We start from the raw sequence: 19,099 nt of genomic DNA on the forward strand, positions 1-19,099 counted from the left end.
ACACTTCATTTTCTAGATGCTTTTCTAAATCGTCTTTTTGTCCGTTTTTTTCACCCGTTCTTTCCACGGCTTTTCATTACCGCGCCCATGCCAAAGCACGAGACCAGCATCAGGATGAGCCAGAGCGCGATCGTCTGATCGTCCCCGGTTTTCGGGCTCCCTGACCTGTAGGCCGCGCCATTGGACTGAGCGCCTGCTGCCTGAACCTGTGCAGCGCTGCCGACAGATAAGTTCTGCTGCCGATGGCCTCTCGCTGACGCCGTTCGGCATATCATTCGGGCGGCATGGTTCCGGTTGTCCTTGTCCGCTGCGGATTTCCCGATATAGGCGTCCGCGTAAACGATCGCGTATTCCGAGAATTTATCGCTTGAGAAGGTCAAAGTCTGATCCTGGGCGTTGTAGTCCACCGGGATCATTTCAACCACGCCGTCGTGAAGTCTGAACAGCTTGTAGCTGCGTCTGTAATTCGCATCGTTGTTGATGAGGCGCTTCGGAAGCTTCATCGTGATCCGGATCGGCCGCGCCACGTTGTGCAGCTGTGTTTTGGCCTGCGCCTGGTCCTTGACGAATAATTGTTTGTACAGGCTGATGTCCACATAAGCGCCAACGATAAGGTCAGGCGCTTTCTTTTCGAACGCATCCTTCGACGTACGGCTGATGGTGTCTGAAATATCGGTATTTTCAAGCCAGATATCCAGGACCGCGCCGTCCGCCACCGCTGACATTTCATTGGCGTCCGCCGTGATTTGAATGACTGACGCCTTGCTCGTGATGAGGTCCGTCTTCGGCGCTTCGTTCTTGAGATGAACGTCAACGTTGACATTGCCTTCCACATCGCCTGTCTGGCCGTTCTGATCCGCCGTGAGCACCCATGGTTTTGTGCAGGTGCCGGTGAAATTGCCGGTACCCGTCAAAGTGAGCGTGTAAACGCCAGGCTGGCTTGCGGTATCGCCGACGACGGTGTAGGTCACGGTCAATCCGTCGACCACAACCGACCGAATCTTCTGGGTCAATGCCTGGTTGTTGAATTTCACGAGTTCGCCCAGGGTCACGTCTGCCTTTGCGATGTCTTTCTTGTCAATCGTGAGTTTTCCGGCTGCCGATGTGACTGCGTAATTGGCCGTTACGTCTTTGTTTCCGTCCGTGATCTTGATGTCTTCGGCCTTCGTGATCGCGCCGCCGTAGGTGCCGGCATTGGTGCCGGAAACACTGTAGCGGACGTCGCTTGTCTGGCCATCGAGCAAACCGTCGACGGTGATGCCGTCGTATCGGTGCGCCTTTCCGTCGTAAGTAAGGGTGTAGGATTTGCCGGTGAAGCTAACCGGGCGCTTGTTGATGGTGAACGTTCTGTCGATCGTCCCGGTGTAGTTGCCTCTGCCTGTAATGGTTACCGTCGCGGTGCCGGCATCCACATTGTTGCTGTAATGGTAGGTTAAGTCGGTGTCTTTAACCAGCACCACATGATTGCGGTCTGCCCTGCCGGTGTCCGTTACCGCCGGTTCGGGTGTGTGCGCTGAACCGTCGTAGGTTACCTCAGCGATTTCACCGACCGTAAAGTCCGGATAATCCGCGATCGGGCGTGCCGCGATGATCAAGGTGCCGTTATGTGCCGTGATGTCGTAGTTCTTCGTTACATCGTTGTTATCCCCGTCGGTAATGTGGATGTCCTGTGTCAGTGTTCCTGAATAATGGCCGGCATCTTTTCCTGCAAGGCTGTAGGTCAGATTGCTCGTGTGGCCTGACGCCAGTCCGTCACTGCCGATGGTAACCTTTGTATAAGTATGAGGATTACCATCGTAGGTGATTTCTGCGGATTCACCGGTGAAGGTGATCGGCCGCTTATTGATGGTGAGCGCCGCGGTTGTCGTTTTTTCAGACGTCGTGTAGTTCGGGTTCGTGGCTTTCACGTAAATCGTGTACGTCCCCGCGTCGGTCTGTGTCAGATCGCACAAGTCATCGACGTAGCCGCTGTCCTTATTAAACGAATACTGCACCGTCGTGCCGTCTAATGAATTGATCTTAGCCGTCTTCGTATTGTGATGGGCTGTGCCGTCATAGGTGACGGTATCGTCAGGCAGATCGACACGCCATTGTGCATCGGTCTTGTTGATCGTCAGCGTACCCGGTGTTGTCGTGATGTCGTAGTTGGCTGTCACGTCGTCACTGCCGGATCGAATCGTGACCTGCGTCTTGTCCGCGATGCCGCCGATATAGGTGCCCGCATTTTTACCTTCGAGCGTATAGCCAACAGTGTATTGATGTCCGCTGACTAACCCGCCGTCATTGGCGTTCACCTGCGTGTAAGCATGATTTTGTCCATCGTAAGTGACCGTATCTGAAACACCGGTAAAGGTCACCGGCCGCTTGTCAATAATCAAATCGGCTTGCGTTGTTGCTGTCTTACTGTAGTTCGGATTCGTCGCTTTGACGTCAATCGTGTACGTGCCCGCGTTGACCTTTGTCAATGATGTTAAATCATCGTAATAAGTCACGCCGTCAAACGAATACTCATAGCGCGTTTCTCCGCTTAATGCCTGCGACGCGGCAGCCTTTGTGTTGTAATGCGCCGTGCCGTCATAGGTGACGGTATCATTGTCAAGGGCGATGGTCCAGTTTGCATCGCTCGGATTGATGATCAAATGCGCCTTCGTCTTGGCTGTCGTGTTGTAATTGGTGTTGTCGGCCTTCACATAAATGATGTAATCGCCAGCTTCGTCCTTGGTCAGATCGCTCAGATCGTTCACGTAGCCTTCGCCTTCATCGAACGAATACCAATAAGTCGTTGTCCCATTGAGATCCGAGACCGAGGGCGTCGTATTCATCGCGTGAGGCTGTCCGTCGTATGTATGCGTCGAATCGCCCAGGCTGATGGTCCAAGCGTCATCTGATTTCTTGATGATGAGCTGGCCGTTAGTTGTCGTGATGTCGTAGTTTTGCGTTACATCGTCACTGCCAGACAGAATTGTGACTTTCGTCTTGTCCGCAATGTCGCCGGTATAAGTTCCCACGTTTTTGCCTTCGAGCTTGTAGTCAACTCTGTACTGATGTCCGCTGACCAGTCCGCCGTCATTGGCGTTCACTTGCGTATAGGTATGCGTCTTGCCATCATAAGTGATCGTATCCGAAACACCTGTGAAGGTGACTTTACGCCTATTGATCGTAAAGGTCTGCGTGCCGCTGGTTTCCTCGTATTTGCTGTCTGTTCCAACGATGACTTTAACGATGTAATCGCCAGCGTCTGTCGGCGATGTTATCGAATAAGCATCGTCTGGGTCTGCGGCTTTCTTGTAAAGATAAGTCGCGTTGCCTGTCGATTTGCTCGTATACGTCGGATGGCCGACCGCGCTGCCGTCGTAGGTCTTGGTAAGATTCTGGATATCGGTAACTTGCCCTTCATGTTTCAAAACGTGAACGGTGATCGTCGAGTTGTTTGGCAGCGTGCCGTTGGTTTCACCGGTTTCGCCTAACGGATTCCAGCTGACGATTAAGTTATGGTCGCCTGCGCTCAAGGTTTCAAGGTAATCGCCGTCAATTATCAGCTTATGATTTTCAACGCGATAATCTTCGCCTTCTGTAAGCGTCGTGTCGCCAAGCTTAACGGTTTTCACGGTATTGCCGTTCAAAGCGATGCCCGATATCTGGTCTTGGCCAGTCGTCAAGGTGTAGTTGATATTATCTTTGTCCGTGGCGTTGGTGTAGACGACCAGCCCATCCGTATGGATGATCGATACGTTGCCGGCCTTGTCGGTGATCTTCGCGTAGACCACGGCTTCTGTATTCGCCGCGATATTAAACGCGTTCGTGTAGGTCTGCCATGTGCCGTTCGGATCGAAAGTCTGACCCTTTGTGACAACTTGATAGGCGATCGTGTCAACGCCGCTCAAATTTTCCTGATCGTTAGCCACAATCGTTAAAGTCACTTGATCCGGATAAATGTAATGATACGCGATTTTTGAATCGATATCGGTGATGTCCTTCGATCCATCGCGGATTGTGCCCGTCGGCTGAGACTGATCGACCTTGAAGGAAACCGTCTTGAAATCAGTGATCTGTCCGGTTTGGATGTTCTTCAGTTTGTACTGAACATCCGTGTACTGTCCGTCCTTGGGATAGCAGATGGAGCTCGTCCAATCGCTTTCGCCGCGGGAAATTTGATAACCCGCCGGCGCGTTCAGCTTGGTGTCTCTGCCGACATACCAGTCATTTTTGCCCATCGTACCGGATACCGTCGCCGACGCGTCTGTCGCCAGATAACCGATGGACCAATTGTGATCGATCCCCGTCGCGCCGTCTAACGTGTAATTGTCGTTGCCAAGTGACGTGACCTTTGCTGAATAGCTGCCGACTGCGCTCGCTTCGCGGGTGCCGCCGTAGCCAAGCGTAAAGGTATCATCATCTTTCGCTTTGTTGCTGACTTCAGCCGTAACCAATTTGGTTGTGCCGTCGTAGACAAAGGCATCGCCTGTCCAAGTTATGGTGACCGGTTTGGGATTAATCGTCAGCGTTGCAGTCGTTGTGGCGGGTTTGCTGTAGTTCGGATTCGTCGCTTTGACGTCAATCGTGTACGTGCCCGCGTTGACCTTTGTCAATGATGTTAAATCATCGTAATAAGTCACGCCGTCAAGCGAATACTCATAGCGCGTTTCTCCGCTTAATGCCTGCGACGCGACAGCCTTTGTGTTGTAGTGCGCCGTACCGTCATAGGTGACGGTATCATTGTCAAGGGCGATGGTCCAGGCTGCATTTGTCTCAACAATCTTCATCGTTCCAAGACGTAACTGAATCGCGTAATTGTCTGTGACATTCTGGCCCTTTGCATCGGTGATGACAATATTTCCAGAAGTGATTTTCCCTGTATAATCGCCGACATCTGTGCCTTTAAGGCTGTAGGTCACATTACTCTTGTGGCCTGCCGCAAGGCCGTTCGTGTCATCTTTTGCCGCATAATCTTTGCCGCCAATTGTGAATGCTGTCGTGCCATGTTCTGCGCCATCATATGTGACGTTTTCATCGATTGAATGGCCGTCGAAACTGATTGCTCTTTTGTCAATGATCAAATCGGCCTGCGTTGTCGCTGTCTTGCTGTAATTCGGGTTGGTGGCTTTCACGTAAATCGTTGTCGAACCAGCATTCGTTCTTGTGAGTGATGTCAAATCACTGACGTAATTGCCATTGAGCTCAGTCGAATAGGTGTACGTGGTCGTGCCGGTCTTCGCGCCGTTCGCGTTCGGATCGGTCGTCGGCGCGTTGATCATATGATGCGCTGTGCCGTCATAAATGTACGTATTGTCCGTCAAAAAAATTTTCCAATCAGCCAATGACTGATTAATGATTAAACTTCCCGCTCTTGATTCGACAACATAATTCTTTGTAACGTCAACTTTATTTGCGTCTCTAATGACAATGTCTGCCGAAGGCGTAATCGAACCCGAATGATTTCCAGCTTCTGTTCCAGTCACATGGTATTCCACGTTGCTTGTATGCCCGGATACCAAACCGCTGTTGGCGTCCTTTGCTTCATAATTCTGTCCGCCTTCTGTGATATCAGAATAGCTATGATTTGTTCCGTCATATGTAATCTCGTGTGAATTACCGCTGAAGCTGACGTGTCTCGGATTAATCGTGAACGTTCTTGTGATCTTATCCGCGTAATTGCCTTTGCCCGTGATGATCACCGTTGCGGTGCCAGCATCGACATTATTGCTGTAGCTGTAGGTAAAGTCTGTGCCTTCGACCAACGCCACATTTCTACCGGTGTCCGTTACCGCCGGTTCCGGCGTGTGAGCTGAGCCGTTGTAGATCACGTTGTCAATTTTACTAATAGTAAAGTCTGTATTTGTGATCGAACGTGCCGTGATCGTCACGTTGGTGACGTAAGACACCGCGTCCCAGCTTTCTACGGTTGTCGTGGTTTGACCGTTGTCGTTTCTCTTCGCCGTGACGATACAGCGCACCGTGTAATACGTCCGTGATGCATTCGCCGCTAACCCCGTCGGCAGTTTCCAAGTATTGGATGACGTGAACGCTGTCCCTTCGTGAACATCCTTTGCGCCGATCCGATAATCCCAGCGGTAAGTGTAGGTATAGTCACCTGTCCCGATATTATCACCGGAGGAGTCCACATTCACTGTCGCAGTGAAGCTCGGCGCATCCGTTTCCGAATAACCATAGGTCGCCTTTGCCTGGCCAGTTCCCGGACGCGGTGTCACGGTGACACTTAGGGTCGCCGGGCGCGCAGACAAGGCGATACTAACGGTGACCGGACCCGCGGTCTTTAATCCCGCGTCCATCGAGACTGTGCTCGCGTAAGACGCGTCTGTTCTTGCGGTATCTGTGCTGTCAGCGATGGTCACCACACTCTTGTCTGAGGTCACGGATTGCACCGTATACCCTGTCGCGTTCTTGAGCGCCGCATTGATCGCAACACCCGTTTCACCGGCGAGCATCGTGTAAGTCGGCTGACCGCCGATCGAAATCGTATCGCCTTTGCCCGCCTGTGTGATCGCATCGCTTGCAAATTGGAACGTAACATTTGCCGCGTACAATTCACCTGATTCGCCTTCGTCACTGTCTGTCACATTCTTTTGATCTGCGTTGTTTTCTGTCGACGCGTTCGCTTTGATTTTAATGGTGTATGTCCCTGCGCCTGTTTTGTGAATCAAATCACTGTAGTTCATTTCAAGGGAGCCTGCAGCCGCAACCGTTCGGGTGGAACCGACTACGGCTTCACCGTTTCTGTAAAGGGTAAGGGTATAACCCTGAACGTCCACCTTGCCGATCCCGCTGACTGCGTTCCACGTCACCTTGTCCGGGACCGTGGCGTCCCATGTCGGCTGCGGCGCGGTCAGCTGATTGGATTTAACAGTTAAGGTGCCCTGTGTGTAGTTCGGGACATAGTTATGCGGATCGGCTGAACCTGTTGTCTTTGTGAAGCCGTCCACTGTAATCCTATAGCTTCTCACATCATCGTATTTGACGTAGGTCGTGCTTAACGTGACGTTCGCTTTGCCCGCCGTTTCACCGGCGACCAAACCGGAAGCCGCGACAACCTTGCCGTTCGCGTCCTTGGTCTGAGAATAGGTCACGGTCAATTGAGGCGCGTCTTCGCCGTACTGAATAGTCTTGCTGTCCGCCGTGATGAGCACCGGCCGCTTTGTGATCGAAGACGTCGCGGTTTTCTGCGACTTATCGTCTTGCAAAACGTAGCATCTCTGTGAGAGATACTCCAAAAGAGTGATCTTCAAGTTCACAGTTTTATTTTTGTCAACGTTTGCCGAGTCCGCATATACCCCGCCTGCCGTGATGGCGTCGTCGTGATGCGCATCGATGTAGGCCTGATCGATGGCGAGCAGCCCGTCGTACTTCACATTTTTATAATCGAATTGTGAACCGTCGACATTTGTTGTGCCGTCGTAGACTTTGTCTTTGACGACAATGCCCGAAATATTCAATCCGTACTTATTAATCGTAAAGGTGCCATTGGCAGCTACGAACGAATAATTTTGGGCACTTAATCCGCTCACATTAGGGGTGATCGTATACACGCCAGCCGTTGAAGAAATGACCTTCGTTGTTTTTCCATTTACGGTGACGTCTGTTGTCTCGAAGTTGTTCGTCGTGTAAAGGACGGTGCCGTTGACAACATCGACGTAATTTTCGTCGTAAACAAGACCAGAATAGGTGTACCCAAAGTTTGGTGCATAGGGATTGCCATAAATGCCGGTCAGATTATTTGCCGTAATCGTAATTTCTTTCTTATTAACCGTCAGGATGCCAGAGATGAACGAAATGGTGTAATTCCCTGATGTCAATCCAGATGGCGTGATCGTGTACGTTCCGGCATTGCGTTTGGTCGCAACGTTCGTGTCGTAATCGCAGGTAAAGGCCAATGTGCCGCCAAGCGCGCTGGCAGTTTCGTCATGAACAAAACCGGCGTATGTGGCCGTATAAGCCGGTGCATTTTCTCCGTAAGTGATCGTCTTGTTGTCAGCTGTGACCGTTAATGTCCTCGGCTTAATGGTCCCGGCGATATCAAAGGCGTTCGTCGCCAATATGTAATTGCCGTTATCGATGGAAAGACCTGTCATGTGCACAGCAGGTGTGCCGACATCTTTTGAGTCGTAAGCCGCGGAGTAGCGCAGGGTCACATTGTCGTTATTCACAATACCGGAGGCGCTGTTGCCCGCGACGGCGGTGAAGGCGTAGTCGCTGTTCTGAACATCCGCAGTTGTCGTGCCGTCGTAAGTTTTCGTGACGTTCGCCCCATCTGCCGCAGTAACCGCGATCGGCCGTCTATCAATCGTCAGCGTGCCGGTGCCAGGTGTAAACGTGTAGTTGTCTGCGGAAAGGCCATTCGTATTGACAAAGATCGTGTAATTCCCGACCGATAGTGTCGACGCGTAATCATCCGCAGATGCCGTATTTTTTCCGACGGTATAAATGATTTGATCTTTGTAGGAAATAACATTGTCTGTTTCGCCGTCGAGGAAACCTGAATACGCAACGCTAAAACCTGGCGTTTCGCCGTAAATGATCGTCTGATCATCCGGCGTGACGGTAATCACGAGCTTATTAATCGTCGCAGTAGTTGTACTTTGATTGTCCGTGGCTAAAACATAATTTGCCGCAGAAGCGCCTGTTAGGGCATGGCTGTCGATGTTAAGGTCAACCTTCTTGTCATTTCCAGCGTTGGCGTTTTCAAAGGCACCGGTAACTTTCTTAGGATCCAAACTCAGCTGATCGCCTTCCACAATGCCATCAAATATTGCCTGGGAAATATCGAGGTCGGCTTTCGTATTGCCGTCGTAATTTTTGTCAGAAGCGGTGATGCCGCTGACTTTGACGCTCTTCGGCTGAATCGTGAAGCTGCCATTCCCGGACGTGACCGCAAAGTTGTCCGTGACATCTTCGCCCTGAGTGTTGTGAATTCTTACATTAGTGGGCTTGATGTCCGTGTACGTTCCGGCATTTGTGTACTGTTTGCTCGATTCTGCTGTAACAACATAGTCCGTTGGCAAAGTACCTTCAGTAATGGTGTACGTTGTCGGCCCGTGAGGGTTCCCGTCATATGTTGCAGACCCATCATCCATTTTTACCGTAATTGCTCGCCGGGCGATCGTAAAGTTCTGACCGCCGTTGGAGAGCGAGAAGTCCGTGATGTAAGTTTCGGCATCCGTTGAAGAAACGGTCGCCGACGCATTGTACGTACCGCGATTAATCTGCGCACCGGATACGGTTACGCTGAGGTGATCGCTGTCGTGGGCCGGAATCGTCGAGCTGATCTGAGCCGTCGGCTGGTGGGATTGGCCGTCGTACGTAAATTCTGTGCCGCCCCATTGAAGCGTCAACGGCAGACGGTCGATGTAGCCCGAGATGGTGATCGTGTAGTCGTCGGCAAAGACATAGTTGTAATTCGTGGTGCCTTGATTATCCCCGTTGATGACCTTCATGCGGCTGATCGTGATGGCATTGGCTTCGCTCTGGTGGATGCTGTTGAAATCCGCGGAGCAGTCGATGACGTAGCCTTTGTCGGTGTCGGTGTTGGCCATCCCGACAATGGTGTAGATATCCTTGCCGTGGACCAGTTTGCCGAGATCGGAATTTGAATCCGTCGCTGTGCCGCTCACCGTTGTCTCGCCGTCGTAGGTCTTGTGGTAGACGACCGAACCGGCTTTCAGCGTGACGTGCTTTGGTACAATCGTCAGCGTCGTGGAACCGCTCGCGTCCTGATAATTGTGATTGGCGTCGCCGGCACCGATGTATTTGACGTAATAATACGTCGTGTAAGCGCCGCCGATGCTCACCTTTCCGTTCGCGTCGGTTTCAACTTTGACGTTCGTGTATTCCGGAGCCGTCGTTGTCGCGGCGCCCCTTGCAATTAAATCGGCAAGATTATCCGCCGTGATTTCTTCATTACTATAGTAGACCGTGTAAAGCTTATCGTCCGCCGGCTTATTGACAGAAACGCCCGAGCTGTGAGCCTGGCCGTCGTAAGTGATGACCGGATTTTCGGCGTTGACCGTGACGCTCATGTCCGCTGGGTTAATCGTTAACGTGTGCGCCGAACTTGTGTAAGTCTGGATTCGGCCGTTGTCGCGCCGCGCGACGGTGATGTCGCAGGTGTAGATGTAGGTGCCGGCGTCTAAGCCTTCCGGAATCAGATAAGTCGCCGCGGTTGCGCCGTTAATGGCCACACGTTTTCCATTCATTTCCCGGTACCATTGATAGCTGGCAATGTAATTGACGTCGTCGGTGTTCGTGCCGTCGGCAAAGGCCGCCTGTACGGAGACCGCATTATCCTGTCCCGCTTCGTAACCGTAGGTCAATTCCGTTGTCCCGCCGACGGTCAAAGTCGGCTGGGCCACGTCGAGCGCCGAGACGACCGCGACGTAATCGCAATCGCCTTCGAGGGTCTGGGTAAAGCTTGGATCCTTCGAAACTGCAGTTTTTTTCTTGTAGTCTTGAATGAGCTTCCCATCGCTGCCCAAGACATCCGAAGCCTTATACCAGCCGACGAAGGTGTAGCCCGCGCCAGGTACCGCTGAAATCGAAACCGACTGGCCGTAATGATCGTTTTGGCCCGCGCCGGTGAGGGTGCAGGTCGGATTGTCCGTGCCTTGATCGTCGATCACCTGGAGCACGACCTTAAGGCCGGTCTGCAGCGTATAGAAATACGAAAGAGACATCCCGTATTTGTTCGTGTACTGATCTTTCGCACCGAGCTGGGTCAGCGTGTCTTCGTACTGATAGACCGCGCTGGCAAAGTTGTAATGGTCGACGTCGTTTTTGTTATCAGACACTTTGACTGCTGTGTCCTGCGTGACGCTCACCGGAACCGCAATCGCCGAAAGGTCTTTTGGACTCGCCGAATAACTCGTCTCCGAGCTCTTCGTGGGCGTGGCGATATAATAGGTCGTGCCGCCGATTTCAAAGGTCACGCCGCCGTTGGCGTAAAGCTTGCCGGTGTACGCCGTGCCGTTGTAGTGAATCGTCACGTCTGTACTCGTCGTCGCCGCCATCATCGCCGCCACTTCCGCCTGATTGTAGGTCAGCGTAACCGGGTTCTGATAATAATGCACGATATTCTGGGTAAACGCCGCCGGGCTCCACTGCGCGACCGCCTTGATATGGGTGTTGGGCATTGTGAAGCTGGTTTTATCTGTGAGCGTCTGCCATTCCGCATCACCGCTGCCGGTAACCTGTGTCAGCTTCCACCCCGTGAAGGTGTAGCCATTCCGTGACGGCGTACTTAACTGAATCGTTTCGCCGACGCGGTGTTTATCGGTTACGGCGTTGGCGTGTTCCTTGTTTTCGTCGACGGTCACCTCGTACTGGTTGCGCTTGAAATACGCGCGCAGCGTCACCGGTGATGATTCAGCGTAGCCCGTCAGGCGGTTGTCGGCGTTGGCGTCGTCGAAGGTGAAGTCGTCCTTCTGATAATCATCCGCCTTCATTGATACCGTCGCAAAGGATAAAGACGTCTGGGTTTTTTGGACCATGACGACTTGGCCGTTGTACGTCCACGTAGTCACACCGTTTTCAGTTGAAGAGGCAAGGGCCGCGTCGTCTTTAAAGGCGTCAAGATCCTTTTCCGTGATGTAATGATAGGTTGTGCCGTTCTTCGTCACGTCGTTCGCCAGTTCATAATAAGCGTATACGGTATTATAAAGATCGTTCTTTTCGTACTGACCGTAGACGTTGCGGTCTGTGTCCATCGTGAGGCTCGTCGCCTTAACCGTGCAAGCGGGGTCGGTGTACCAGACCAAATCGTAACCGGCCTTTTCCGGATAGTTTTGTTTGCCCCCAGAAAAATCTGTGACCGTACCGCCCTGAGCGTATTCCTGCTGGTAGCTGCTGGTGCCGTTGACAATATAATGCAGGTGCACGATCCGCGCATCTTCAAAAGTCACGAGCAGCACATCGTTGCCTTTGACAATGTCCGAGCCCCAGGCGTGATAATAGACGTGGGCGCCTTTGGCTTGGGCTTCGCTTGCGTATGTGTTGCGGTAAGTAGTTAAGAAGTTCGTGATATCGGTATGGGCCAATTCATCTGCGTTCACTGTATAATCGGAATCGCTCTTGCCGATGACCACGCTGGTCAGGTTGTTTAAGAAATAGTTGTTGGCCGTTAACGGAATGTAGAGATAATCTCCGCTGATAAAATAGGTTGTCCCGCCGATTTCGATGCGCGTATAGCCGTCTTTGACATTGGACGTCGAATAAATATATTTACCCGTCGTTGCGGAACTATCCCCGTTGTTTAAATTGAGGTTGTTCAGCCCCGGATAATTCGTGTGTGCTGTATCCGGAGCATATTTCGTGTCTTTATAAAAAGCCGCTTCATTCTGGTAACGCAGCTGATAAGTCTTGCCGTTGTAAGTATACGTCACCGGGACATCTTTGTTTTCCCCGTGAGCGAGTCCAGGATATGCCCCGCTGTTGTACACCACATCCAGATAAAACTGCTTGGTCGGGTCGGGCTTGGTGTAATACACGTCGACGATATTGTTGGCGTAGCCCATGATGCGTTTTTCCGCGCCGATGTCATCGCCAGTTAACGACGCTTCGCTGTCGTAGCGGTAGCTGTTGTAATAATGCGTGTCGTTCAAATCGTAAGACGCAGTGTAGCTGACCACGTAGCCGTTGTTTCTAAAATCGTAAACGTCGGGATTGCTGCCATCCACTTGAGCAATGATGTTTAGGTCCGAATCGATCGAGCCTTTCCACTTGCCGCCGGACACCGTGTCAAACAAAGCGAGGGCTTCGTAATCGAAGCTGGAATTCGCTCCCCATTTCTGGGTTTTCGTCACGGTGGCCACTTCTATATTATTGCCGTCCACATTGTAGTAATAGTGAATGGTCGCGGTGATCGGCTGGCGTTCGAAGTAGATCCGCAGGACCACCGGGGTCTCGCCGTCATTGGTGTTGGTGACCGCCGCGCGGGTCACTGTCGGAAGCACTGTGACGCCGGACGCGCCTTGGACTTTGCCATCCGCGATATCTTGATCTGTAACAGTTTTGTACTGTAGGTACTTAAAGTACGGGATGCTCGACGACAAGTTGGTGTAATTTATGGTATCGGTGTCGCCTTCGCCAATGGTGACCGTCGCGCCGACATTGCCGGTGTAGTTGTAGGTCTGTTTGGTGTAAGTGTTAGCGGTGTCGCCTTCGATGTAAACCTCAACCTGATACTGGCCTTCGACGTTGGAGACGTATTGTCTCGTGCAGGTGACGTTCCCGGCCGGCATGGCCGTCGGCGGGGTGTTCGTGCTCCAGCCCACGTAGGACGCGAGGGTGTAGCCGCTGGGCGCGATGCTCGCCAAATCATCATCCGCGTAGGTGGCCGCTGTGATCGGCGCGCCGTAGTACAATGTCCAGGTCTTCGCTCTCAGTGGATGACCGCCGACTTCGCCCTTCCAGACGTTCTGTGTCAGCGTGTACGCGTTTCTCATATAGTAGACATTGATGTAAACTTCGTTGCTTTGATCCGTTTCCGAATTGGCGGTCTTTGCCGCGGCTGTGACTTCTTCGGAAACGTCAGCCGGTTTAGTAGCCGAGCCGCTGCCGGTGGTGACCGCCGCACCGGCGTAGGTGAAGCCTTCGATCGCCGCGGCATCTGCCTTGCCAAAGGTGATGGCCGCGCCGTTCACCGTCATGACGTCGCGCGACGAATTTTCAGTATACGTCTCAGCAGGTGTACCATCCGCTTTCAAATCCTGGGTGTAGCTCACAATGTGATAGGTGGCCGGCTGGGCTTCGAAGGTGCCGCTGGCGCTGACATCGTAGGCCGGCATGGTGGCTGGCTGGCCCCCCGAACCTTCAAAGGTCCAGCCGACGAAGGTGTAGCCAGCGGAGGAAGGTTTGGATTTCAAAAAGCCGCTGACATCCGCACCGTAGTAAAATATCTGGCTTTCATTCGTCGCTTTGGTTTCGCCAGGCGCTGTGTACGTCTTGGTGATCGTGTACTGATTGCGCTTGTAGTAGACGTTCAAATATTGGCCCGCACTGGTGACCGTGACCGAACTCGATCTGACATCGTCTCGGGTGAAACCGACCTGATCTCTTTTCACTTGATCGTCCGTCGTGTTGAGTTTTGTGCCGTAAAGCACATTGTAGGACACGGTAGCGCTTGGCGTGGCTGAATAATTGCCATCTGTCCCCATGTAAAAATACTTAACCTGTACATCGAAATGTTCGTTCGTCCAGTGAGCGGTGAGGGTATCGTTGGCGTTGGCTGCGTAGCCGCCCTGGTCTTGGTAGATCCCGGTCGCGCCGTACCAGTTCTGGAAGGCGTAACCGGTCTTGGCAAATCCCAGCGTTGTGAGCGCCGGCAGGGTCACCGTCGTGTTTTCGATTTTGTACAAGGTGTGATCGGCGCCGGTGCCGCTCTTCAGGGTCAGCGCATAAACGTTGATGCCCTTCTTCGTGTAGGTGGGGACGGCGCCATTCATCACAACCGTCGACGCGGTGACAATGTGACCGCTCGTATCTTTGGCGTAAAGATAATATTTCCCGGCCGCGCTCGCCGATGTGCTGCCTTCGTACGTCGTTGGGGTTCCCGAAAGGTTCTGCCAAACGTCCGCGTCTTTTTCCGGCGCATCTTTGGATGTCGTCAGCGCCCACGCTGCCAAGCCGTTGGCGTCGCCCATGTTGAAACGGAAGGTGACGTTTTTGAGATCGGCCGTATTGTCAGCGGTAAAGGTCGTGATCCACGGCACGTCGTCTTCTGTATTGACGCGGACGGTCTGACCGATCGCCGACGTCGCCGCATCGGCCCGCATGGTGATGACCGCGGAGGTGCTGTGAACCGCCGCAAAATTATCGTGGATGAGTGTGTCGGTCACTGCCCCTTCGCTCAGACTGAGGCCCGAATCTGCAGTGAAAGCCGAATCTGAAAATTTCCAGCCTTCGTTGGCCTTAGCTCCGATCGCAGCGCGTTCACCTTGAAGGAGAATATAGGTGCCTGCATTCTGACCGCCGATCGTCAGGCTCGAAAGATGCTCGTTGGGTGTGAGGGTCACCGCCGCCGTGAGCAGATTGCCGAATTTTTCTGAGACTGGGCTGTTCGCGTAGTTGTCTCGATTCATGCCCCCCGAGGAGATTGACAGAATCGTAAAGGCGTAGCGGTAGGCTTTGCCTTCTTTGGCAGCCGCAGCTGCGTATTCGCGGATCGCCCTTGAGAAATCATAAGACGTGCCGCTGACCATGACCGGATCGCCGATTGGCGTGTAGGTAGTGCCGTCGAAGGCGTAGAGCGTCAGTTTGTAGGCCACCGTCAGATCTTTCTTCGCGACCGCAATCCAAGCGGCGGACCCCGGCGCTTCGGCGCTCCAGACCGGCTGCGCCGGCACGGTTAGATTCGCCGGCGTGATGACGATTTTGCCGTTTTGAGCATCGATGGCGTAATTGTCTGCGTCGGTGGCGCTCGTTAAGGTGTAGGTGATGACGTTCGCCACGCCGGCATTCCCCGTCACATCTGTCGCCGTGCCTTTTACCGTAACGGCGAAGAAGCCTTCGCCCGAGGCGAACGTCCCATTGATGTAAGACCAGGCGTTGGCTGAGTGGGCCGCGCCGTCGTATTCAAAGGTGGCATCCGCCGCCTTGATCGTGATCGTTCTTTTGGCAATCGTGAATTTCTGTGCCGCTGTCGTGACGCTGTTGTAATTGTCCGTCGCGGCGATGACGGCGTAGACTTGATAATCGCCGGCCTGGCTCGGCTGCGCCGTCGTGTAATTTTTGGAATCTGCCTTGGCGTAGTAATAGGTCACGGTGCCGCCGCCTGGATTAGCGTCGACCGTCGGCGTGCTCGCTGTATTGCCATAGGTCCAGCCATTGATCGAAACTTTCGAATCAAAATCGGCTTTCGTAATATTAAATAAGAGCGTTTTTGTTCCAGTATAGTTGCCCTGGAATTTCACCGTGGCGGTCGCTTTACCGACGTCAATGTTGTTGGTGTATTCAACGGTATAATCGGTGCCCGCTTTCAAAGTCGTGCTGCCGTCTGTGACGGTAACGGCTGGCTTGATTTCCGATCCAATATAAACATAAGCATCTTTTTCAAGCGCTGCCGTGACAGCATCTGCCGATTTCGGATTGACTGTCAAGGTGCCCGGCGTCATCTTGATATCATAATTAGCTGATGTAAAGCCCCTGACAGCAATATCATATCTGCCGGCTGCATTGCCTTTTTGATATTCACACGAAAGGGTGCCGACTGTAATTTGGTTTTCGTCCCCTGTTATCAGACCGGAATTGTCATCGCCAGGAACCTTTTCGTATATATATAAATAGGAAGAAACTCGTTCAGCTCCGTAGGTGAGTGTCTGATTTTGGGCTTCCACGATCACCGGACGCTTTGAAATGGTGACTGTCACCGGATCGCTCGTTGCTGTGGCGACCACATTGCCTTCGTCGTCTTTCAGCGTCACGGCCACGTGGTAGGTGCCGCTGTCGGCCACATTTTCAACGGACAACGTTTTGCTCGTAGCGTTTTCGATCGCTTTGTCGCCTTTGAACCATTGGTAAGAAAGATTTCCAGTGTTTGTCGGGTTAACCGCCAGACTGCTGCTCTGCCCGTCGTAAACTTTGGTAATATTGGAAAGTTGAAGTTCAGATTTAGAAATGGTCTTCGCCGTCCATTTTCCGTAGAGGATATAACCCTGATCTTGATGTGCTGTGATTTTAGTCTGGGTGTCACCCGAAAAATCTGAATTTAAGTACCAGCCATTGAAATCATACGCGTGGTATGCCGGTTCTGACAAAATATAAGTTTCGCTGCCGATTAAATATTCGATACGATCGGCGGCGTCATTCGGTTTCGTGTAATTTTTGTAGGTGATCTTCGTGACGTCAAGCGCATCGCTCTTAGCGATATTGCCGCTGCCGTCCTGAGCGTAGAAATAATAAGTGCCGCCGGCGGATAAATTGTAAATGAACGTCTTCGTTCTGGCCGCAGAATTTTCGACGGCTGTCCAGTCGCTGTCTGTCAAATCGTTTTGATTTGATTTTGTCGTGAAGGCGTAGCGGACAATTCCCGTTTGGCCGTCAGTGGCCGTCGCGGTTAACGCACTGTGATCTTGACCTGTGAAAGAAGAAATGACCGGTGGGGCGCTGTCCCTGGATGTGGCCGTAATGGTTAAGGCCGTGTCGCCGTCGTAGCCAGCGTTAATCGTCACCGTCGTACTCGACTTGCTGGCGTCATCAAAGGTCACGCCGGTTCCGGTCCATCCGGCAAATTGGTAGCCGTCTTGGACCGTTGCCGTGACAGTGGCATGACTGTGATCGGCGTTGCCCGGCAAAAGCAGGAAAGAATCGCCCGGCGTTGTCGACGCGATGCCGTTGTCTCCGGTAACTGTGACCAGAGGCACGACATAGGCGCCGCTCTCAGTGGAAACTGCGCCTTCCTGATTGTAATAGGCATTGTCTTTAGCCGTCAGCGCCTGAACGGTAAAGGTGTAGCGGCCGCTGCCCTTGTCGTCATCGCCTATGATATTGTTGGCGAAATTATCGTAATGGGTCGCATCTGTAGAAGTCGTGAAAACCAGCGTTTTGCCTTTATAAACATAAAGGGTGTACCCTGTAACCGCACCGCTGTCGACGGTGCCGCCTGTTGTGGTGATGCCCGGCGCGGTCCAGATCATCTGGCTGCCGTTCCACTTCAGGTCGGTCGGCGCGGCAATTGTTCCCTTTTCGACGGCCGCGGACTGCCCATCGGCGTTCGTGGTGGCAGCTGTCTGCGTGCTCGACTGGGTGCCGCCCGATTGCGCCGTGTTGTCTTCGACTGCTGCATTCTGCTGCGTGTTCGCCTGTGTTGACGCATCGTTTGAGGCCGAATCAGTTTGTTCCGACGTGCTTTCCGTCGTCGTGGACGCTGATGGTTCCGCCGTCTTTTCTGTTGTGGCGGCCGCGTCCGAAGATTGTGCTGTGGTGACGGTCTCAGCCGTCTGAGCGGACGCTGTCTGCGCCGCAGGGGTCTGCCGCGTCGCAGTGCTCGGTGTGCTGGACGTCTGCGTCACTGCCGCCGGCGTGGTGGTGGTCTGGGTCACTGCTGCTGTCGGCGCGCTCGACGCCGAGTCGTCGCCTTCCGCTGCAAAAACAGCCTGTGGTTTTATGAAAAAAATGGCTCCGGCAACAAACATCGCCGCGAAAAGCCAGGTGAAAATTTTGCGCTTCATACACTGATTCCTCTGTGAAAATTTTAGTCGTATTATGTTATATATTATACACCTATTGGGCTAGTTTGTACACTTTGCAAAGACGTTCTCACACAGAATTTTCCCTTATTTCTCTGCCGCAGGCCCACCTCTCAGCGGGACCAGAACAAAAAAACGAGACCTTTTCAGATCTCGTTTGTTGTCTATATTTTCCCGCAGTTCCGGTCCTATTTTACTTTGGTTTCCTGGGCGCGTTTGACGATCCAATCCCCGCTGCTGTTCTTTTCGAAGGTCAGTTTCCAAGTGTAATCCTGGGTCGTTGCGGTGTCAACCATCTTGGTCTTCGCCTGCTTGACCGCGTCCGGCATAATTCCGTCGAGAATCTTAACCATCAGCGCCTTTTCGCCGCCGGAGGCGTAAGTGCTCATCAATTCGCTTTGATGCTGGCGGACATAAGTATTGCCAAGATTGCTGACTGCTGTGTTGTAAGCCGAGCTGTCAAAATCACTGAGCATGGTGACTTTGACCGTCAGCGATTTCGTATCGTCGTCGTAATCGTCGTTGATCTCGTAGGATTTGATCACACTCTTTTTAACGTATTTTAGTAAATCATCAATTGCGTTCTGCGTGGATGGCGATAAGTCTGATTTTTGAATCCCTTCGCTTGAAAAAGCTGAGTAAACCCTGTCTTCAAAGGTATCGTCAATACGGTCGATATCCAATGAACTCGCTGCTGAACTCGAACACATCTTCTGCGCCGAGGCAAAATCCCCGTCGTCGCAGTAGGTCATAAAGGTCTTCGCCGCCGATTCAACGGCTCGTTTGTCACTGCCGCAGGCCGTCAGCCCAAAGGCCAGCGCCGCCACACACACCACGGCAAACAACCGGCTCAACATTTGCTTTTTCATCACTTTCGCCTCCTTATCTTTTTCTATTTGCAATGTGAT

The 19,099-nt window shown here is 52.6% G+C and carries 2 protein-coding genes; both read right to left on the reverse strand.

Annotated elements, in window-relative coordinates:
• Positions 1–50: 50 nt before the first annotated feature.
• Positions 51–18,173, reverse strand: coding sequence for an MBG domain-containing protein (locus FYJ52_RS02145; RefSeq protein ID WP_154575617.1), 18,123 nt, complete (start codon positions 18,171–18,173; stop codon positions 51–53).
• A 206-nt stretch (positions 18,174–18,379) separates the two neighbouring features.
• Positions 18,380–19,060, reverse strand: coding sequence for a hypothetical protein (locus FYJ52_RS02150; protein WP_154575618.1), 681 nt, complete (start codon positions 19,058–19,060; stop codon positions 18,380–18,382).
• Between the last annotated feature and the right edge of the window lie 39 nt (positions 19,061–19,099).

Origin of the sequence: Pseudoramibacter porci (assembly GCF_009696145.1) — a bacterium.
Lineage (GTDB): Bacteria > Bacillota > Clostridia > Eubacteriales > Eubacteriaceae > Pseudoramibacter > Pseudoramibacter porci.